Origin of the sequence: Isoptericola aurantiacus (assembly GCF_044769875.1) — a bacterium.
Lineage (GTDB): Bacteria > Actinomycetota > Actinomycetes > Actinomycetales > Cellulomonadaceae > Isoptericola > Isoptericola aurantiacus.
The window spans coordinates 386,224-406,734 of the sequence record NZ_JBJBAE010000003.1 but is presented as its reverse complement, the minus strand read 5'-3'; the positions used below and the strand labels follow the sequence as shown (position 1 = coordinate 406,734).

Genomic DNA, 20,511 nt, shown 5'->3' with positions numbered 1-20,511 from the left:
CGGTCACCATGCCTCGTAGTCGAAGTCGCACAGGACGGCGCCGAAGATGCCGTCCTCGATGACGACCTCCGGGTACGGAAGGTGGGGGAGCACCTCGAACGTGGCGGCAGCCTGCCACTCGTCGAAGATGCCTGCCTGGCACAGATGCATGTCGACGGTGTAGAGCCCCGGCTGGAGCCAGAGGTCCTTGATCCGCACCTCACCGCCGTGCGGCTCGGAGGGATCGAACCACTGGTTCACGAGCCGGGAGTCGCACTGAGTGACGATGACGCCCTGGTAATTGCGGATGTGGCACGTCACGAAGTACTTCCCGACGATCTCAGGGTTCGCGCCGACCTCGAACTTGACCACGGTGTCGGCCACGGGTTCACGGATCTCGGGAGTTGTGACCTCGGTAAACCGGATGAGCCCGGAGCCGGGCCGCCGGCGGACGTCCTCCTGGCTCTTGCGAAAGCTGCTGAAGCTGTCGCGGTACGTCGACATCACGTCGTCCACCGTCCCGTGCTGCACCAGGCGGCCGCGGTCGAGGAACATCGCTGACGTGCACAGCGACGTCACCGTCTGCATCTGGTGGCTCACGTAGAGAACGGCACGGCCGTCCTTCGCGACGTCGCGCATCTTGTCCAGCGACTTGCGTTGGAACTCGGCGTCGCCCACCGCCAGCACCTCGTCGATGGCGAGGATCTCCGTCTCGAGGTGTGCAGCGACGGAGAATGCCAACCGCACGTACATCCCGGAGGAGTATCGCTTGACCGGCGTCTCGAGGAACTTCTCCACGCCGGAGAACCGGACGATGTCGTCGAACCGGCGCCGGATCTCGCTGCGGCCCATCCCGAGCAGCGACCCGTTGAGGTAGATGTTCTCGCGCCCGGTCAGCTCGGGGTGGAAACCGGTGCCGACCTCGAGCAGGCTGCCCACGCGGCCACCCAGCTCCACCCGACCACTGCTCGGCGCGGTGATCCGGGTGAGGATCTTGAGCAGCGTGCTCTTGCCTGCTCCGTTGCGTCCGACGATCCCGACGGCTTCACCCCACGGCACGTCGAAGGACAGGTCGGACAGAGCGTCGAACGTCTCGAACTCCCGCCGGTGGAACGGGTCCTTGAAGCGCGCGGCGACGGCCTCCGTGAGACGGTCGTGCGAGCGCCCGGACGTGGCGATGCGGTACGACTTGCCCAGGCCTTGCGCCTGGATCGCGGACCCTACCTGCTGATGCACAGGTGAACCGTAGGCATGGGGGACGGGCATCGGGAACGCCGGGAACGGGTGAATCTGTCGTCCCGGGCGCCTACAGGGGGTGAATCCGGGAGGAGCGGTGCCGCGAGGCGTCGGACCACCGGCGTGCCCGCCGCTCCAGACGTGCCGGGGCTCGGCCGTAGCGCCGCTGAACACGCGCCACGGCGACTGTTGCCAGGATCCATCCGGTGCGTATCCCCGCCCGCGCGCTGTGCGCCCGGGCGTCACGGACCGGCGTCGGGAGGACGCGCGTACGCAGCAGACGTCGCCGCTGGCGGGCCGGCAGCCAGGTCGAGGCGAACAGGAGCAGGTTGCGCAGGTAGTAGTACGTGCCCAGGTAGGCGTGGGCACCGGTGAAGGACCGCGAGACCCCGTGGTGGATCCGCGCGCGGGGCGCGACCTGCAGCGTGACCCCGCGGGATCGCGCTCGCATGCTCCAGTCGGAGTCCTCGAAGTTGAGGAAGTAGCGGTCGTCGTACAGCCCGACGTCCCGCCACGTCGAGGCCGACGCGGTGACGCAGCACCCGGCCAGGATCGCGACGGCGTAGGGATCGCCGCCGTCCCGACGACCTGCGGCGGCGGCCTCGACCGGCGTCATGTGCCGAGGCAGCCCGTCGTCAGGATCCAGCAGACCGCCTTCGAACCAGGCACGTCCCGGCTCGTCCCGGTAGAGGACGAGGGGGCTCACGGCCGTGCCGCCACTCGCTGCGATCCCGACGAGCTCGTCCAGGGCGCCGGGTTCGACCACCGTGTCGTTGTTCAGCACCGTGACGACGTCGTAGCCCTCGCGAAGCCCGCGGGAGATGCCGGCGTTCATCCCTCCGGAGAAGCCCAGGTTCGTCCCTGTCTGCATCGTCGCGACACCGTGGAACCTGGCTGCGAGCTCGTCCAGGACGCCGTCGAACGACCCGTTGTCGATCACAAGGACGTCGTGCCCCGGCGACCCCTGGACCAGAGAGTCCACGCACGCGAGGGTGTCGTCCACGCCGTGGAAGGACAGGACGACGACCAGGCTGCGGACCGTCGGCGGCATCTCAGTCGGCCACTCGCCGGAGACGGGGCCACAGGTCACGCGCGAACGGGTGGAAGTCACGAAGAAGCCGCCAGGTCAGGGGCGCCGGCAACCACACCGCGCAGTAGTACCGGTAGCGGTGGATGTCGTTCGCGTGTCCCCACGAACGGACCTTCGCGAGGATCTCGCGAGGAGTCCGCCCCCACGAGTTGTGCACGAGGGGGCTGAACTCGGCCGGGAGGTCCTCGCGGACCTCACCCGGTCCGGGCGGCCTGGCGACCTGCAACGAGGTGTCGCCGGGCACCACGAGACGGAGGAAGGCGCCGTCCGTCCGGCGCGAGCTGGCCAGCCGCGTGGGGGAGCGCACCAGCACCGGCCCCGGGTACTCGAGGTGCGGGGCACCGCTCGGCCGCACCACCTCGTAGCGGGCACGCCGGGTGCGGCGGAAGACGACCCGCATCGGCAGCTCGACCGCGTCCACACCCAGCACGTCGGCGCGGTCCATCGCGTGGACGAGCAGCTCGGGGGAGGGCAGCAGCTCGTCACCGTCGACCTGGACGACCCAGTCCGTCCCGGCCAGGGCATCGACCGCGGCCTGGCGCTGACGGGTCTCCACGCCGAGCGGGTCGCCGGGGTCCACCCAGCTGCCGCGCACGAAGCGCACGATCCCACGGGTGTCCACGGAGCGGACGATGTCGACGCACTCCTGGACCGGCAGAGGCCTGCCGGTCCAGCCGCGCTGGTCCTGTGGCAGCGCGACGACAAGCTCGTCGAGCAGCGGGTAGTACACGCGCAGCGTGCGTTCCAGCCACGTCGGGTCACCGGACAGGACGTAGGCACCCACGCGACGAGAGCTCATCGGGTCCAGGCCTCCTGCACATCGGGATGATCGGCGCTAGGGATCATCATCACCGGTCGGCACGGAGGGACGACAGCAGGAGCCCGTCCGGGCGGGGGTGAACTGCGGGTGATCTTGCCGACGGTCCGTCCGGGTGAAGTGTCAGCCGATCCCTCGCCGTCGTGGCACCGGCCTTCTAGCGTGGCAGTACCGGGTCGAGCGCGGGAGGCACCATGGCACGACGCCTTGTGGTCGCCCTGCCCGTGCTGCTGGTCGGCCTCGTGATCGTGGCGCTCGTCCTGATCCTCGTCCGCGGTCGGGGCCCGGACGACGCCCCCGCCGGCCGGCCGTCGACCGCCGGGGACGCCGCCGGCGAGCAGACCGCGGGGAGGCCCGCGGGCGACTCACCGGTCTGCGGGGTGCCCGACCTCACCCAGCTGGTCGCCGACGGCGTCGACGCCGAGGCGATGCCGGGATTGCGCACGGTCGTCGACGACGTGCTCCCGGACTCCGGTGAGCTCGTCACCGTCCGGGTGCACGACGGCACCGCGTTCGTCATGTCCCGTGACGAAGCCACGTACACGGTGGTCCGCTACGACCTCGACGACGGCACGTCCGGGGGCCGGACCGCGGTGACGCTGGAGTGGGACCCGAGCTACGAGCTGTTCGGCCTCGACACCTTCGAGGTGGACGACGAGGGGAACGTGTATCTGCTGGACACGCTCATGGGTCGCCGCGATCTTCTCAAGATCGCCCCGGACGGTACCGAGCTGTTCCGGGTGGAGCTCCCGGCGGGCCCTCAGACCACCGGCGCGGTGCTCGACCTGTCCGGAACGGTGGCGTGGGACGACGAGGTGCACGGACGCGTCGTCGGCGTGGACGACGCGGGCGCCGTCGTGCACCGCGTCACCGGCGACGGCGAGCGCCTGGACCCGCTCACAGCGGACGGCCGCGTCCTGGGTGCCCTGGACGGGGGCGCCGTGGTCTATCGCGGCGACGACGGGGACGGGCCGACGCTCACCGTCGCCGGTCCGGACGGCGAGGTGCAGGCACGACTCGGTGCGCCCCCCGAGCGGGACGGGCCTGTCGGACTGCCGGACCTGCCGTGGACCGAGGCGACCGGCGTCGCGAGCGCTCCGGAGGGCGGGTTGCTGCTGGCCGAGCCCGGCACCGGTCTGCGCTGGTACGGCGTCGACGGCGTCCGGCGCGGCGTGTGGCCCGATGTCGGCGCCGACCTCGCACAACCGTTCTCCCTGTGGGATCGCACTCCGGTGCTGCGCGACGCAGACGACTACTACCTGCTCACCGACGGCCCTGATGCCACGGTCTCGCTCACCGCGATCAGCACCGAGCGGATGGAGCTCGGCCTCCGCGAGCCGTTCCAGGTCGACGCCGCGGACGAGTCGCTGGTGGCCACCCTGGGTCTCGGCGCCGGTCTGCTGGTGGATCGCCCGTATGCGGTCTTCGGCGCGGACGAGACCCCTCGGGTCACCGCGGAGTTCGATCCCTCCTGGGGCGCTCACGCCGACCGGTACCGGCTGCGCTACCAGGTGCGCGGGGACCCTCGGGTTCCCGACCCCGTCGCGGGCGACGTCCACCTGAGCGACCTGCCCGCGGACGGCGGGTCGATCGTTCTCGAGCTGCCGGCACCGCGCCCCGGGGTCTACGAGGTCGACGCCGCGCTGCTCGACGGCGAGGACGTCCCCGTGTCCGGCACGTGCCTGCGGTACACCGTGACGCCCCCGGGCAGCGCGCTCGATCCGTCGGCGCTCGCCGAGGGCGCGGACTGGGGAGGCGCCGGCCCGCTGCGTGGTGTGCAGCTCGCTCACCAGCTCGGCGTCGGGTCCCACCGGGTGCAGCTCGACTTCGGCGCTCTCGTCCCCGACCCGGCCGGGACCCCGGACGCGGCGGCGATCGACTGGGAGTTCCTGCCGGGTGCGGGTCTCGGTGCCGCCGACGACGAGATCACGGACCCGTTCGCCGACCTCGAGGCCGCTGCGCGGCTGGCGTCCCGCAGCGGCGTCGAGCTCGCGGTCCAGGTGGGTCAGGGCGGCGAGGCGGAGACGGCGGCGGCGCGGGCGGGTACCTGGGAGGGGTGGGTGCGAGAGATCGTCACGGTGCTGGGAGAGCGTGCACCCGGCATCTCTGCCTGGGAACCGTGGAACGAGCCGAACAACACCGGCTACGAGGATGCGGCTCGCTACGAGCGCGAGGTGGGTGCGCCGTTCGCACGAGCCGTCCGCGCCGCCGACCCGGGTGCCGTCGTCGTCGGCGGCAACACCCTCGGCTTCGCCCTGGACTGGTGGCGTGGCCTGGTGGACGCGGGCGGGTGCGCGTCGATGGACGCCGTCGGGATCCACCCCTACACCGGGTACAACCGCTCGTGGGAGGAGGAGGGCTTCTCCCGCGACGGCGCCGAGATGGACGCGCTGCGCGAGATCCTCGCCGACTGCGACGGGCTGCCCTGGTGGGACACGGAGTCCGGGTGGTGGTCGGACGGGGTCGTGAACTTCTGGGCGTCCGGGTGGGACGTGGCCCGCAAGCTGTGGTGGTACGCGACCGAGGACGTCGCCGAGTGGACCTACTTCTTCAGCGAGGGTGGTTTCGGTGAGAACGGCGTCTCGTGGTCGCTCGTGCAGTACGACGGCTACGTCAAGCCTGCCGGAGCCGCGTTCGCGGCCACCGCACCCCTGGTGGACCGGTACGACGACGCGACGACGGTGTCCACGGGTGTGCCCGGGGTCCACGCCGTGCGTGCCGCCGCAGCCGACGGGACGTCCGTGCTGGCGTTGTGGTCGGAAGGGCTGAGCACCTCCGTCCTGGTCGCGTCCGGCTCCCGCGACGACGTCGAGGTGGTCCGTCGTGACGTCTACGGCGCGGAGGCCCCCCTGGTCGTGGAGCCCGGGGGGACCGACGTGCCGGTGAGCGGCAGCCCGGTGATGCTGAGAGCCCCTGCGGGGGAGCGGCTGTCGGTGCGGGCCGCCGAGCCCTTCGGCCGGGACGTGCTCGCCGGTGCGTCCGTCACGGCGTCGTCCACGCACCCGGAGGCCGGGGACCCGGCCACGATCACGTCCGGCACGTTCGATGTGCGGGACCCGTGGCGTTCGGGTCGCCTGAGCGACGGCTCCGTGGACCCCGCCCCGTCCGTGACCGTCACTCTGGAGGAACCGGCCGAGGTGGATCGGATCGCGGTCGCTACTCCCGGCATCCGCTGCTGCACCGCGGGCCTGCGTGCCTACACGGTGGAGGTCGAGACGACCGACGGCGAGTGGCGTCCGATCGGGTCCCCCACCGACCAGCTGTGGGACCGTGTCGCGCTGCTGCACACCGATCCCGTGGAGATCACCGCGGTGCGGATCAGCGTGCCGTGGACCCGTGTCCGGGGCGTACGGGTGCTGGACGTCAACTACACCGGCGTGCTCGGCGGTCCGCCGACACCGTTCATGGGGCTGGTGACCGAGAGCGACTGGCTGGTCGCCGTCAGCGCCGTGCAGGCATGGTCACCGTCCTGAGGCCCGCCGGCGTCGCGGTGCATCGCGGTGGCGTGATCGCACGGGTGAACTTCCGCCGAGGAGCTGGGGCGCGCGGGGTGAAAAGCCGCCTCGGACGTTGAGTGCCCCACGACTGGCGCCGAGACTGGGGTGGCGAGCGCGGTGCTCGGTGTGAGCGGAGGAGACCACAGATGACGACCGGACGTCGTGCTGGAGCGCATCGGCCAGGTGCCGCATGCAGAATCCGGGCGGGTCGACGCGGCCGCCGGCACGGAGCGGCATGACTGCGGTACGCCCGGTGGCGTTCTACCTGCCGCAGTTCCACCCGGTGCCCGAGAACGACGAGTGGTGGGGACGGGGGTTCACCGAGTGGACGAACGTGGCCCGTGCGCGGCGTCTCTACCCGGGACACCGGCAACCTCTCGTGCCGTCCGAGCTGGGCTTCTACGACCTGCGTCTGCCGGAGGCGAGGGCTGCGCAGGCCGAGCTCGCCCAGGAGTACGGCGTCGAGGCGTTCGCCTACTGGCACTACTGGTTCGGGCACGGGCGCAGGATCCTGGAGCGCCCGTTCGCCGAGGTGCTGGCGTCGGGCAGCCCTGATCTGCCGTTCTGCCTCGCGTGGGCGAACCAGACGTGGAGCGGGATCTGGCACGGCGAGCCCCACCGCGTCCTGATGCACCAGAAGTACCCGGGCCTCGACGACTACACCGCTCACTTCGAGGCGGTGCTACCGGCGTTCCGCGACGCGCGCTACCTGCGTGTCGGGGGGCGTCCGGTCTTCTACGTCTTCCGCCCCGAGGAGCTGCCCGACGCCGGACAGTTCGTGGACCTGTGGCAGTCGTTGGCCCGTCGCGCAGGTCTCGAAGGCCTCTACCTGGTGGCCGAGATGAGTGACATCGACGGTGGAGGGGTCCGCTACGACCGCGTCAAGGAGGACGGCTTCGACGCGGGCGTGTACATGCGCATGCCGGCAGGCAGGTCACGACTCGACATGGTCCGCATGCGCGCCTACCGCAAGCTGGCCGGCGGACCCGAGATCCACCCGTACTCCACGTCGTGGAGCCAGGAGAACCGCACCGGCGACCTCATCCAGCCGTGCGTGTACCCGAACTGGGACAACTCGCCGCGGTCGGGCCGGCGCGGCGTCGTGCTGCACGGCGCGACGCCGGAGAAGTTCCGTGAGAACGTCCACCAGGCAGCGGCCTCCATCGCCCACCGTCCCGCGGACGAGCAGCTGCTCTGGGTCAAGTCCTGGAACGAGTGGGCGGAAGGCAACCACCTGGAGCCGGACCTGCAGTACGGCCGCGGCTGGCTGCAGGCCCTGCGCGACGGTCTGCGGGACGCGTCATGACGGCCACGCCTGCGGCGCCCGAGGCCACCGGGGACCGGACCTCGAGCCGTCCCCTGCGCATCGCGATGATCTCCTACTACCTGCCGAGCGCCAGCAAGCAAGGTATCGGGTACCAGGTGCACGAGCTCGCCACCGAGCTCGTGCGGCGCGGGCACCACGTCGACGTCATCAGCGAGTGCCCACCTGTCCCGGGGGCGACCTACGGGCACCGGCACGTCGAGCTGTCCGGAGCGCTGCGGACGTTCCGGTTCGCCACGGCCGTGCGCCGACTGGACCTGACGAGCTATGACGTGGTGCACGCCCACGGTGACGACTACTGGATGTGGCGCCGCCGGGTCGGCCGGCACGTGCGCACGCTGCACGGATCGTGCTTCGAGGAGGCCCGCCGCATCCGCGGTGCCAAGGAGCGGGTGCGCATGGTGCTGCTCGGCCTCTCGGAGTGGCTCGCGAGCGTCGTCGCCGACGACACGGTGGTCGTCTCGCCGGCCACGCGACGGTGGTACCCGTGGGTGCGGGACGTCGTGCCCAACGGCGTCGACCTGGGGAGGTTCCACGCTCAGGGCGACCCGCGATCCGAGCATCCGACCGTGCTGTTCGTCGGCGCGTGGCACGGACGCAAGAACGGGGCCGAGCTCGCCCGCCAGTTCGTCGCCCAGGTGCGGCCCCGGCATCCCGACGCCGAGCTGTGGATGGTCTCGCGGGACGTCCCCGAGGACGCGGGGCCCGGCGTGCGGGCGCTCGGAGCACTCGACGACGCCGAGCTCGCCGACGCCTACCGGCGGGCGTGGGTCTTCTGCCTGCCCTCCGACTACGAAGGATTCGGCATCCCGTACGTCGAGGCGATGGCGAGCGGGACACCCGTGGTGGCCACGCCCAACGTCGGGGCCAGATACGTCAGCGACGACGGGCGTTCCGCACTTCTCGTGCCGCTGGACGGCACCGGTCGGGCGCTCGCCGACCTCCTCGCCGACGCGGGGCGCCGCGCGTCGCTCGCCGCAGCGGGTGCCCGGCGGGCCCAGGAGTTCTCGCTCGCGCGTACCGTCGACCGCTACGAGGAGCTCTACCGCCGTCGCTCCTGAACCCGGGGCCCGCGAACCCCGAGGCTCCTCCGGCCCGACCGGCCGTTCGTGGTCTCGCTCCGACTCCGGAGTAGCCTGGACCCACCAGCCCGCACGCCCCGTCCCGGGGTGAGGTGGGCCCGTCGTCGTGCGCTGCGCCGAAAGACCTGCTCCGAAGGACTCCCATGAACCTCACCGGCATCGTCCCCGCCCTGCTCGCCGACCCCGGTGCCGCAGCCGCCCTGGAGGCCGTGCCCGCGGGCGGCGAGGTGGACGTCGTCGGTCCGAAGGGCGTGCGGCCGCCGCTGCTGGCCGCCGCCGCCCAGGAGCGGCCGCTCGTCGTGGTCACGGCCACGGGTCGCGACGCCGACGAGCTGGCGGCGAGCATCCGTGCCTACCTGCCGGACGAGCGGTCGGACGACGTCGCGGTCCTGCCCGCGTGGGAGACCCTCCCGCACGAGCGCCTCAGCCCCCGCGCGGACACCGTCGCCAAGCGGCTCGCGGTGTTCCGCCGTCTGGCGCACCCGGACGCGGACAGCGGACAGGCCGGTGCGGTCCGCGTGCTGGTGATGCCCGTGCGTGCGCTGCTGCAGCCGGTCGTGGACGGCCTGGGCGAGCTGGTGCCGGTCGAGCTGCACCACGGGCAGACGGCGGACCTCACCGCCGTCGGTGACGCGCTGGTGGCCGCCGCCTACACCCGGGTGGACATGGTGGAGCGGCGCGGCGAGTTCGCGGTGCGCGGCGGCATCCTCGACGTCTTCCCGCCCACGGAGGACCACCCGCTGCGCATCGAGTTCTGGGGGGACGAGGTCAGCGAGATCCGCTGGTTCTCCGTGGCCGACCAACGCTCCCTGGAGATCGCGGACCAGGGTCTGTGGGCCCCGCCGTGCCGCGAGATCCTGCTCACGGACGCGGTGCGCGAGCGGGCCGCCGCGCTCGTGGAGCGGCTGCCCGGTGCCACGGACATGCTCGACAAGCTCGCGGCCGGCATCGCGGTGGAGGGCATGGAGTCGCTCGCCCCCGTGCTGGTGGACCGCATGGTGCCGGTTCTCGACCTGGTCGCCGCCGACGCCCTGCTGGTGCTCGACGAGCCCGAACGCGTCCGCCGTCGTGCCCACGACCTGGTCGCCACGACCGAGGAGTTCCTGGCCGCGGCGTGGACGGGCGCCGTCGCCGGCGGGGACGCCCCGCTCGACCTGTCCGCGGCGTCGTTCGCCTCGTTCGCCGACACCCGCGAGGTCGCCGCACGCCGGGGCCTCGGCTGGTGGACGCTCTCGGCCTTCTCCCTCGACACGGCCGAGCAGGTCGCGGACGACGACGGCGCTCCGGCCGCGGCGTCGGCCGCCGTCGTGCGGGGGGACGACGGCGGCACCACGCTCACCATCGCCGCCCGCGACGTCGAGTCCTACCGGGGCGACGTCGCCCGGGCCCTCGACGACGTCCAGGGCCTGCAGAAGGCCGGCTGGCGGCTGGTCCTGACCACCGAGGGCCCCGGACCGGCCAAGCGGATGGTCGAGCAGCTCGGTGCCGCCGACACCGCGGCCCGCCTGGTCACGACCCTGCCCGACGAGCCCGAGGGCGGCGTCGTGCACGTGGCGCCGGCGATGGTCGGCAAGGGGTTCGTCGTCCCGGAGCTGCGCCTGGCCGTCTTCAGCGAGGCGGACCTGACGGGCCGGCAGGGCACCACGACGCGGGACATGCGCAAGATGCCGTCGCGGCGTCGCAACGTCGTCGACCCGTTGCAGCTCCGCGCGGGGGACTTCGTGGTGCACGAGCAGCACGGCGTCGGGCGGTTCATCGAGATGGTGCAGCGCACCCTGGGCGCCGGCGCGAACGCCGCCACGCGCGAGTACCTGGTCATCGAGTACGCCTCCTCCAAGCGCGGCCACCCGGGAGACCGGCTGTTCGTGCCGATGGACCAGCTCGACCAGGTCACCAAGTACACCGGCGGCGAGGCGCCGACGCTGTCCAAGATGGGCGGCGCCGACTGGAAGAACACCAAGGCGCGCGCCCGCAAGCACGTGCGCGAGATCGCCTCGGAGCTGATCCGCCTGTACTCGGCGCGCATGGCCACGCAGGGCCACGCGTTCGGCCCCGACACCCCGTGGCAGCGCGAGCTCGAGGACGCGTTCGCCTACATCGAGACGCCCGACCAGCTCGTCACGATCGACGAGGTCAAGGCGGACATGGAGAAGTCGGTGCCGATGGACCGGCTCGTGTGCGGCGACGTCGGCTACGGCAAGACGGAGATCGCGATCCGCGCGGCGTTCAAGGCCGTCCAGGACGGCAAGCAGGTCGCGGTACTGGTCCCGACCACCCTGCTGGTCCAGCAGCACTTCGACACGTTCTCCGAGCGGTACGCCGGGTTCCCCGTGAACGTCCGGGCGCTGTCCCGGTTCCAGAGCAGCAAGGAGTCCTCCGAGACCTTGGAGGGGCTCAAGGACGGGTCGGTGGACATCGTCATCGGCACCCACCGGCTCATCACCGGGTCCGTGCACTTCAAGGATCTCGGGCTGGTCATCATCGACGAGGAGCAGCGGTTCGGCGTCGAGCACAAGGAGACGCTCAAGCAGCTGCGCACCAACGTGGACGTCCTGGCGATGTCCGCCACCCCGATCCCGCGCACCCTGGAGATGGCGGTCACCGGCATCCGCGAGATGTCGACGCTCGCCACCCCGCCCGAGGAGCGGCACCCGGTGCTCACCTACGTGGGCGGGTACGAGGAGAAGCAGATCACCGCGGCGGTCCGGCGCGAGCTGCTGCGCGAGGGCCAGGTCTTCTACGTGCACAACAAGGTCGAGTCGATCGACCGGACCGCCTCGCGCCTGCGCGAGCTGGTGCCCGAGGCCCGCATCGGCGTCGCGCACGGCAAGATGTCCGAGACCCAGCTCGACCAGGTGATCCGGGCGTTCTGGGAGAAGGAGCTGGACGTGCTGGTGTGCACCACCATCATCGAGACCGGCATGGACATCTCCAACGCCAACACCCTGGTCCTCGAGCGTTCCGACACCCTCGGCCTGTCCCAGCTCCACCAGCTCCGGGGCCGGGTGGGCCGTGGGCGCGAGCGCGCGTACGCCTACTTCCTGTACCCGCCCGAGCGGCCGCTGACCGACACCGCGCACGACCGGCTCGCCACCATGGCCGCCAACACCGACCTCGGCGCCGGCATGCAGATCGCCATGAAGGACCTGGAGATCCGCGGCGCCGGCAACCTGCTCGGCGGCGAGCAGTCCGGCCACATCGCGGGCGTCGGGTTCGACCTGTACGTGCGCATGGTGGGGGAGGCGGTGGCGGCCTTCCGGGGCGACCGTGAGGAGGAGCAGCCCGAGGTGACCGTCGAGCTGCCCGTGGACGCCCACCTGCCCGAGTCGTACATCGCGACCGAGCGTCTGCGCCTCGAGGCGTACAAGAAGATCGCCGCCGCCCAGGACGCTGCCGCGCTGGCGGAGGTACGGGCCGAGCTCGTCGACCGTTACGGTGCCCTGCCCGAGCCCACCGAGGCGCTGTTCGAGGTGGCCGAGTTCCGCAACCACGCCCGCCGCGCCGGCCTGACCGACATCACCGCGCAGGGCAAGCACATCCGGTTCGCCCCGGTGGACCTGCCGGAGTCCGCCCAGCTACGGCTCAAGCGGCTCTACCCGGGCACCATCCTCAAGCCGGCGATCCGGGCGGTCCTGGTGCCGTTCCCGACGACGGCGCGCATCGGCGGCAAGCCGTTGCGGGGCGCGGCGATCCTGACGTGGGCCAGGCAGCTCATCGACGCCGTGGTCCTCGGGGAGGTGTTCGCCGCCGCGGCCGTCTCCACGACCTCCTGACAGGCCCCGGGCGAGAGCCTGTCAGGGGACCGACTCGGGGGACGCGATCGCACCGATCTCGTCCAGCTGCGTGCGGTAGGCGACGAGGGACAGGAGCAGGAGCGCAACGCCAGACATCTCGAGGAGCTCCTCACCGAGGGCGAAGAGCTGGGTGAGCACGCGATCCGAGTCGGGGTCCGCGTGGGCGAGGCCGACGGCGATCTCCAGACCGGCCGCTCCGCCGACGAACAGGGCCCCTGCGAGGAGTATGCGATTCCGAACGGGGGCAGGCAATGCGCTCAGGTGCGGAATGAAGAGCAACAGCGCGAGCAACGCGAACGGGACGTAGACGATCACCCACACGTTGAACGGCAGCTCGGCTATTCCCGAGACGTTGTGCTCAAGCGCTGCGCCGATCCGCTCATGGACGGTTGCGGCCTCGTCGAGCGAGAGGAAGACCATGACGGTGCCCAGCGCGATCCAGGCGCGGCGACCGGCGTGATCAGCGCGTGCGAGGTCGAACGCCACCAGACCTGTGACCGCCAGCAGCACGGACGAGAACCACATCGGAAGGCCGCCCTCCTGGTCGAGATTGACGAAGAGGTCCACGATGTGCAATCCCCCCGAGTCCGGAAGCACCCACTCCGTGAGGGCCACCAACAGGACATGGAGCACACCGAGCCCGGCGATCGATATCACGAGGAATCGCGTGAGTGTCGAGATATCGATAGTGATACGCATGGGTTCCTTCGGCGTCGAGCGTGGAGTGGACCCTAGCTCAGGAGCCGTGCTCGGTGCGCCGCGCGACGCCACTTTCACCCACCGTCCCGCACCGACTACTCGGTGAGGAGAGACAGCTCGCGCAGCGAGTCCACGAACGCCTCGGCGTCGGCGACCGCCGTCGCACGGTCGATGTCGAACTCGTCGACGAGCGCTGCCGCGAGCGCCTCGAGGCTCTGCTCCTCGCGCAACCGCTGGGCGAGCACCGCCCCGGCGCGGTTCGTCGTCAGGTAGGCCGACGTCCTCAGGTCGAGGACGACGAGCTCGCCGTCGATCTCCTGCCAGGCCACGTCGTCGGTCCGGATCCTCATCGTGCACTCTCCTCGGTAGGTCGTGTCGTCCTAGGATCCTCGCCGCGCGCACGCGGCGCGGCGAACTGAAGCCGGATCTCGGGTGAAAACGTCCGCGGCACCTGGTTTCACCCGCCCGGACGATTGCCGGTCGGTGCTGCACTTGCGACGCTTTCGTTGCGACGACCAACGAGAGGGGGACACGATGTACGAAGCACCGAGCATCACCAAGGTCGGCAGCCTGTCGGAGCTGACGCTGGGCAAGGACGCCAACGCCGTCGACTGGGACGACACCTACAAGTGGTGGCCGTTCGACCACGTGAGCCGCTGAGCTCCACCAGCACGGATGGCCGGGGCACCGCCCCGGCCATCCGTCGTGAAAGGACATCGTGCCTGATCTCGTCGAGTCGGCCGAGCCCGGGTTCGTCCGTCTGTCCACGATCGAGGACACCCTCGGCGTCGTCGCCGGCCGGGACGACGCCGGACCGCTCCCGTGGGCAGAGCCCGAACCGCGCGCGGTCCTCGAGCGCGTCGTCGCCGAGCACCTCGCAGCGGGGCCTGCCGTCGTGCTGTTCTCCGGCGGGCGGGACTCGTCCGCGCTGCTCGCGGTCGCCGTGTCGGTCGCCCGGGCGCAGGGCATGGACGAGCCGATCGCGGTCTCGGTCCGCCATCCGGAGGTTCCCGAGTCCGACGAGACCGACTGGCAGCGTCTGGTCGTGGACCATCTCGACGTCCACCACGAAGTCATCGAGCTCCACGGGGAGCAGTCCCTGCTGAGCGAGACCGCGCAGCGGGCGATCCGGCGCCGCGGTGTCGTGTGGCCGACGGCGCTGCAGCTGCGCGAACCGGTGTACAAGGCCCTGGACGCCGCGGTGCTCCTGACCGGTGAAGGTGGCGACCACGCCTTCCTCCCGCACCGCGTCACGTCCCTGCGCAACGTCCTGCTCAACCGCGGGCGCCCCTCCCGGCGGCTCCTGCGGTCGGCGGCCTGGTCGGTCCTGCCGTACGCCGTGCAGGCCCGGCGCCCCGGCCTGCCGCGCGAGGACCAGTCCTGGCTGCGGGCCCCCTACGGCAGACGTCGTCTCCAGCTGATGAACACCGGGACGCACGAGCGATGGCGCTGGGACCAGGCGACCTGGCGAGTCTTCGAGCCGCGCGCCGTCTCGGTCGTCCTCGCGAACCACGAGGCGGGCGTCCGCGAGTTCGGGATGGCCCCGGCCACACCGTTCGCCGACCCTCGCTTCCTGGCGGCACTCGCACGATGGGGAGGTCGGTGGGGCCCGGCCGGCCGTACGGACGTCATGCGCCGGCTGTTCCACGACCTGCTCCCCGACGCCGTGCTCGCCCGGACCAGCAAGGCCGCGTTCAACGGCGCCCGCTGGGGCGGCCGTGAGGAGGAGTTCGCACGGTCCTGGGACGGGACCGGAGTCGACCCCGACGTCGTCGACGTGGAGGCGCTGCGTGCCGCATGGCTGAACCCTGTCCTGCGTTCCGGGACGGACCACCACCTGCAGACGGCCTGGGCGGCGTCGGAGCGCCTGAGCACGCCTCTGGTCGACGCATGAGTGCGCTCCGGACCTTCTGGTCCCTCCCGCTGCGCGCGCAGCTCGACGCCGTCGAGCTCGTCGCGTTGGCCGCCGTCGTCGAGCTGGGCGTCCGCCACGCGCCGCTGCCGCGCCTCGCCGCGCTCCTTCGCCTCGACCTCGTGGCGGGCCGACCCGCGGACGCCGCGAACGGCGCCGGCCGGGCGGCCCTGGCGTTCACGCCCCGGGAGCGCGACCGCCTGGAGCTCGCCGCTCGGATCCTGCGCACCCGGTACTTCGACGGCTCCTGCCTGCGCGCCGCGCTCGTCGGCGGGCACGTGCTGCGCGCCCACCGCCCGCAGCTCGCCATCGGGGTGGCCAAGCGCGGCGGCGCCGTCGCGGCGCACGCCTGGCTCGTCGTGGACGGGACCAGTCTCGACCCCAGCGCCGACGAGGAGTTTCTCGTCCTCGGCGCCCCGACATCCCCGAGGCCATGATGACCACGAACCGACTCGACGTGCAGGACATCTACGGGCTCGTCGTCGCCAGCACCTTCCCCCTGCACCAGGCCAGGCCCGCCACCGGGAGGACGCCGGACGTCCTGGTCTCGCTCGGTGGGCGCATCGGGTCGACCTCGGACACCCCGGCCGGCACGGTGCTCCTCGACCAGGCCACCGGTGACGACCACTGGTACTCGCTGGTCCGGGCCGAGGACGGCAGCCTGGTGTTCCGCATCTACGGGCTGTGCGACGTCCTGATCGCCCAGGACCTGGACCGTGCCGAGTTCCGGATGGTCGACGACGTCGACGAGGGCATGGCCTCGATCCTCGCGGTCGGGACCTTGTGCGCACTCCTGCTCACGCTGCGGGGTCGGCTCGTGCTGCACGCCAGCGCCGTCGAGGTCGACGGCGCTGCCATCGCCTTCATCGGCCACTCGGGGATGGGGAAGTCCACCATGGCGGCGCTGATGTGCGCGGACGGTGCTCGCCTCCTGTCGGACGACGTCGTGCCGGTCGACCCGGCCGACGACGTGGTGACGGTACCGCCGGGAGCGACCGAGATCCGCTTGCGGCCGGGGACCGTCGTGACCGAGGAGGGCCTGCGCGAGCAGGGTGTCGGCGAGCGGATCAGCGCGGACGACCGCAGGATCCTCCGCTTCGAGGGAGCGAGCTCCGACGCCGTCCCGCTCGCCGGCATCGTGGTGCCCCTGCCCACCCGCGACGGGCGGTCCGAGGTGGTGCGCCTCACGGGCAAGGAGGCGATGCTCGCGCTGATGTCCTTCCCGCGGCTCATGGGCTGGTCGGAACCCACGGTGGTGGGCAGGGCGTTCACGCAGGCCGCCGGGCTGGTGTCGAAGGTGCCGGTCTACCGTGCCTACGTCCCGTGGGGACCGGAGGCCGCCCCGACCACAGCACGGCTGGTCCGCGAGGGCGTCCTGCAGTCGGCGCCGATCTGACGTCGGCCCTCAGGTCGTGTAGGCCCTCGCCTGCAGCCGGAACAGCTCCGCGTACCGTCCGCCGAGGTCCATGAGGTCGTCGTGGCTGCCCTCCTCGACGATCCTGCCGTCGTGCAGGACGACGATCCGGTCGGCGTCGCGCACCGTGGAGAAGCGGTGCGACACGAAGACGGCGGCTCGTCCGTCCAGGGTCGACCTCAGGTCGCGGAACAGCGCGTGCTCGGCGCGCGGGTCGAGCGCTGCGGTGGGCTCGTCCAGGATCACCAACGGAGCGTCCTTGTAGAAGGCCCGGGCGATCGCCACCCGCTGCCACTGCCCGCCCGAGAGGTCGACGCCGTCGTCGAACATCCTCGACAGCATCGTGTCCAGGCCGGAGGGGAGCGACCCCAGCACGCCCGTGGCCCCGGACGCGGCCGCAGCGCGCTCCACGGCGTCGTCGTCGCCGTCGCCCCGGGGCGCGATGTTGTCCCGGGCCGAGAACGCGAACCGCACGAAGTCCTGGAAGATCACCGCGACCCGCCCGCGGTACGACTCGGGGTCGATCGTGGCGACGTCGGCTCCGTCCCAGGTGAGCGACCCGGAGTCCGGCGCGTAGAGCCCGGAGAGGATCTTGGCGAGCGTCGTCTTGCCGGACCCGTTCTCGCCGACGAGAGCCACGACCTCCCCGGAGCGGATCGTCAGGTCGATCTCGGCCACGGCGGGCCGGTCCGATCCGGGGTAGGTGAAGCCGATACCGCTGGCCTCGATCTGCTCGAAGTCCGTGGGCGCCGGGGTCGGGCTCGCCGGCCCGGTGGTGGCGGGCTCCAGGTCGAGGAACTCGTCGACGTCGTCCAGGAACAGCCCGGCCTCGAAGATCACCTGCATCCCCGCGTACAGGGCCTGCACCTGGCCCTGCAGGAGCCTGATCGCGACCACGGCGGCGCCGGCCTCCGCGACGGAGGCGCGGTCGGTGCTGATGAGCCAGACGACGACCAGCAGGGTCAGCGCCAGCATGAGCGACGTGGCCAGGCTTCCCAGCAGCGCCAGACGCGTCCGTCGGACCAGGTGTCGCCGCAGGTCCTTCAGGTAGCGGTCGTAGAGATCGGTGAAGCGACGCAGCAGCGAGTCCGCCATCGTGAAGGAGCGGATCTCCTTGGCAGCGTCCCGGTCACCGAGGATGTACGTGAGGTAGCCGCGCATCCGTCGCGTGGGCGTCTGGTCCACGGTGAAGCGGAACTCGAGCTGCCCGGCGCGTCGGTTGGCCAGGAACAGGGGCACGCCGCCGACGACCAGCAGGACGAGGATCGGCGGATAGATCGAGACCAGCGTGGCCGCCATCGCGATCGAGGCCGCCAGCGCCCCGATCATCGAGATGAGCCCTTGTGTCACCTGGTTGGGGCGGGAGATGGCGTCGCCCTGCACCCGCACGAGCCGGTCGTAGAAGCCCGTCGACTCGAAGTACCGCAGCGGGACGCGGGAGGCGACGGTCAGGACGTGCTCGAGCATGTTCCGCGCGACGCTCTCGCCGAGGAACCTCCCGATCGAGCCGGTGAGGCTCCCGAGGACGGTGGCGCCGGCGATGGTCGCCGCCAGCAGGACGATCGGCAGGGCGGCGGACGCGGCGTCGGCCGAGGGGTCCAGGAGGGTGTCGAGGACGAGCTTGACGGCCAGGACCTGGCCGGAGAGCAGCAGCGCGTTGACGACCTGCAGGAGCACCGTCCCGGTGAAGGCCTTCGGTGCCGCCTCACGGACGATGCGGATCGAGCGGCGCACGAGGTGGCCGAAGCGCATCAGGGACCGGCGCCGCGGTGCGGAGCCGGCCGCCCCGGTGCGGTCTCTCGACATGGTGCGCCTCGATTCGCGGGTGACGTCTCGCTGCATCTTCGCACCGACCGACCCGGTGGCGAACCTCGGAGCCGCGTATCACCCGTGCCGAGGACGAATTCACCCGACGCCGCAGTGGCCCGTCGACCGTGCCTCGGTACGCTGCCAGCGTGTCAGATCACGACCCGTCCGGACCGGGGCGCCGGCAGGTCCGGCGGATCCTCCTCGACGCGGTCCGGGGTGACCGGGAGGGCGGGACCGCCGACGTCGAGGGCCTCGACCTCGCGCTGCTCGGCGAGTCCGCGCGGGAGCACCGGATCCGCCCGGCCGTCCACCGCTACCTCGCGGCGACCGCGGAGATCCCCTCGGTGACCGCTGCCGCCCGCAGGCAGTCGATGCGGCACCTGCTGCTGCTCGCCGGTCTGCGGGAGGTCGGTGGGCACCTCGACGACGCCGGTGTCCGCTGGGCCGTCGGCAAGGGGCCGGTCGCGGCCGGGCACCTCTGGCCCAGCGCGGCGATGCGTGAGTACACCGACCTGGACCTGTACATCGCGCCGCAGGACTTCCCCACCGCCGTCGAGGCCCTGCTCGACAGCGGCTGCGTGCTGGTCGACCGCAACTGGCCCGCACTGCTGCGGTCCGGCCGTGGCGAGCTCGCGATGCGGGCGCCGCGCGGGCAGATGCTGGACCTGCACTGGAGCGTCGCGGTCCGCCCGGAACTGCGGCGTGCCTTCCGTATCGACCTGGACGCGATGTTGGCGGCACGTCGCACCGTCGAGATCGGGGGGATCGACGTCCCCACGTTCGACCCGGTCGACGGCGCGCTGCTGCTGGCCTTCCACGCCTGCCAGGAAGGGGCCAACCGGCTCCTGTGGCTGGGGGACGTCTGGCACGCCGCCCGCGAACCCGGGTTCGACTGGTCGGAGCTCGAGGACCGGGCACGGTCGTTCGACGTCTACGCGCCGGTGATGCAGGTGTGCGCGAGGGTGGACCGGGTGCTGGGGCTCGGCGAGCACGGTCGACGAGCCGTGCAGGGTCTGACGGGCTTCTGGCCCTGGATCGTGCGGCAGCGCGAGCGTCGGTTGCCGGGTGTCCTCCTGCCCGGGGACCGGCACGGCGACGGCAGGTTGATCGCCGCCACACGGAACGGACCCCTGTCGAGCCTCGCGGTGGCGGTCGGGTCGGGCCTGGAGGTCCGGCGCATCCAGCGACGCGTGGCCCGGAACGGTCCCGAGGGGAACGTGCTCGACCTGGACGTGCCGGACGACGACGCCCGTTCCGCCTACCTCGAGCTCGCCGCACGCGGGGCGGTCAGGCGTCCCTGACCGCCCGCTCCCGGACCCGCTCCGCGGTCGGTCGGACCCGGCGTGGACCGGCTGCTGCGATCAGCAGACCGGCGAGTGCGCAGACGAGGAGGACCCCGCCGACGACGTCGCTCGGTCGGTGCGCGTGCGTGGCCACCGAGCCGAGCGCGGCAGCGAGCACGACCACGATCGCGACGGCGACCGAACCCCTCGGGAGCGCTCGCGGCCACAGCAGGATCAGGGCGACCACCAGCGCGGCGGTCGCAGCGACATGTCCGCTGGGGTAGGTGTTGACCATCGACTCCCCGCTGAGGCCAGGTCCCTCGCCCGGGCGGGGGAGCAGGATGCGGAGCCCGGTCGCGGTCAGGACCGTGGTGACACCCAGGACCGCGGCCACCACGAGGGCGGCCCAGCGGCGGCGCCAGGCGGCCACGACGGCGAGGACGACCACGACGACGGCGAGCACGTAGGGGAACACGTTCCGCAGAAAGCTCCCGACCGGTTCGAACCAGGTCATGCCGACGACGATGTCGTGCATGAGGTCCTGATCGGCCCGTTGTCCCGTGTCGGTGTGGACC

At 71.9% G+C, this 20,511-nt stretch carries 16 protein-coding genes; 9 read left to right on the top strand and 7 right to left on the bottom strand.

Annotated elements, in window-relative coordinates; translation table 11 throughout:
* Positions 1-3: 3 nt before the first annotated feature.
* From ACIQLL_RS11760 to ACIQLL_RS11750, 3 genes are all read right to left on the bottom strand, one after another.
* Positions 4-1,215, bottom strand: coding sequence for an ABC transporter ATP-binding protein (locus ACIQLL_RS11760; protein ID WP_402467081.1), 1,212 nt, complete (start codon positions 1,213-1,215; stop codon positions 4-6).
* Positions 1,216-1,285: 70 nt separating this feature from the next.
* The gene (locus tag ACIQLL_RS11755; protein ID WP_402467078.1) at positions 1,286-2,266 is read right to left on the bottom strand and encodes a glycosyltransferase; all 981 of its coding nucleotides are present in this window, start codon (positions 2,264-2,266) and stop codon (positions 1,286-1,288) included.
* Between the two features lies 1 nt (position 2,267).
* Complete coding sequence (locus ACIQLL_RS11750) at positions 2,268-3,104, bottom strand: hypothetical protein (RefSeq protein ID WP_402467076.1); 837 nt, start codon at positions 3,102-3,104, stop codon at positions 2,268-2,270.
* A 212-nt stretch (positions 3,105-3,316) separates the two neighbouring features.
* On the opposite strand from ACIQLL_RS11750, the gene ACIQLL_RS11745 reads away from it, so the two are divergent.
* The 4 genes from ACIQLL_RS11745 to mfd all read left to right on the top strand — a co-directional run bounded on the left by ACIQLL_RS11745 (position 3,317) and on the right by mfd (position 12,798).
* Complete coding sequence (locus ACIQLL_RS11745) at positions 3,317-6,595, top strand: hypothetical protein (RefSeq protein ID WP_402467073.1); 3,279 nt, start codon at positions 3,317-3,319, stop codon at positions 6,593-6,595.
* A 259-nt stretch (positions 6,596-6,854) separates the two neighbouring features.
* Positions 6,855-7,925: a glycosyltransferase WbsX family protein gene (locus ACIQLL_RS11740; RefSeq protein ID WP_402467070.1), complete on the top strand. Its 1,071-nt coding sequence runs from the start codon at positions 6,855-6,857 to the stop codon at positions 7,923-7,925.
* The gene (locus ACIQLL_RS11735) at positions 7,922-9,004 is read left to right on the top strand and encodes a glycosyltransferase family 4 protein (RefSeq protein WP_402467067.1); all 1,083 of its coding nucleotides are present in this window, start codon (positions 7,922-7,924) and stop codon (positions 9,002-9,004) included. The genes ACIQLL_RS11740 and ACIQLL_RS11735 overlap by 4 nt, the downstream gene beginning before the upstream one ends.
* A gap of 164 nt (positions 9,005-9,168) precedes the next feature.
* Positions 9,169-12,798, top strand: coding sequence for a transcription-repair coupling factor (gene mfd / locus ACIQLL_RS11730; protein WP_402467064.1), 3,630 nt, complete (start codon positions 9,169-9,171; stop codon positions 12,796-12,798).
* Between the two features lie 21 nt (positions 12,799-12,819).
* On the opposite strand, the gene ACIQLL_RS11725 is transcribed toward mfd, so the two are convergent.
* Positions 12,820-13,518, bottom strand: a complete 699-nt coding sequence (locus tag ACIQLL_RS11725) for a hypothetical protein (RefSeq protein WP_402467062.1) — start codon at positions 13,516-13,518, stop codon at positions 12,820-12,822.
* A 95-nt stretch (positions 13,519-13,613) separates the two neighbouring features.
* The gene (locus ACIQLL_RS11720; protein ID WP_402467059.1) at positions 13,614-13,868 is read right to left on the bottom strand and encodes a PqqD family protein; all 255 of its coding nucleotides are present in this window, start codon (positions 13,866-13,868) and stop codon (positions 13,614-13,616) included.
* 184 nt (positions 13,869-14,052) lie between these two features.
* On the opposite strand from ACIQLL_RS11720, the gene ACIQLL_RS11715 reads away from it, so the two are divergent.
* From ACIQLL_RS11715 to ACIQLL_RS11700, 4 genes are read left to right on the top strand one after another with little or no spacing between them, the layout of a single operon-like run.
* Positions 14,053-14,178, top strand: coding sequence for a lasso RiPP family leader peptide-containing protein (locus tag ACIQLL_RS11715; protein WP_402467056.1), 126 nt, complete (start codon positions 14,053-14,055; stop codon positions 14,176-14,178).
* Between the two features lie 58 nt (positions 14,179-14,236).
* Complete coding sequence (locus ACIQLL_RS11710; protein ID WP_402467054.1) at positions 14,237-15,412, top strand: asparagine synthase-related protein; 1,176 nt, start codon at positions 14,237-14,239, stop codon at positions 15,410-15,412.
* Positions 15,409-15,867: a lasso peptide biosynthesis B2 protein gene (locus ACIQLL_RS11705; protein WP_402467053.1), complete on the top strand. Its 459-nt coding sequence runs from the start codon at positions 15,409-15,411 to the stop codon at positions 15,865-15,867. The genes ACIQLL_RS11710 and ACIQLL_RS11705 overlap by 4 nt, the downstream gene beginning before the upstream one ends.
* On the top strand, positions 15,867-16,826 hold the full coding sequence (locus ACIQLL_RS11700) for a hypothetical protein (protein WP_402467051.1): 960 nt from the start codon (positions 15,867-15,869) through the stop codon (positions 16,824-16,826). The genes ACIQLL_RS11705 and ACIQLL_RS11700 overlap by 1 nt, the downstream gene beginning before the upstream one ends.
* A gap of 9 nt (positions 16,827-16,835) precedes the next feature.
* Here the strand turns inward: ACIQLL_RS11700 and ACIQLL_RS11695 are convergent, their stop codons facing one another.
* The gene (locus tag ACIQLL_RS11695; protein WP_402467048.1) at positions 16,836-18,650 is read right to left on the bottom strand and encodes an ABC transporter ATP-binding protein; all 1,815 of its coding nucleotides are present in this window, start codon (positions 18,648-18,650) and stop codon (positions 16,836-16,838) included.
* 149 nt (positions 18,651-18,799) lie between these two features.
* On the opposite strand from ACIQLL_RS11695, the gene ACIQLL_RS11690 reads away from it, so the two are divergent.
* Positions 18,800-19,954, top strand: coding sequence for a nucleotidyltransferase family protein (locus ACIQLL_RS11690; RefSeq protein ID WP_402467045.1), 1,155 nt, complete (start codon positions 18,800-18,802; stop codon positions 19,952-19,954).
* Here ACIQLL_RS11690 and ACIQLL_RS11685 read toward each other — a convergent pair.
* Positions 19,941-20,471 carry a phosphatase PAP2 family protein gene (locus ACIQLL_RS11685; protein WP_402467042.1) on the bottom strand — a complete coding sequence of 177 codons (531 nt, stop codon included), beginning with the start codon at positions 20,469-20,471 and terminating at the stop codon, positions 19,941-19,943. The genes ACIQLL_RS11690 and ACIQLL_RS11685 overlap by 14 nt on opposite strands.
* Between the last annotated feature and the right edge of the window lie 40 nt (positions 20,472-20,511).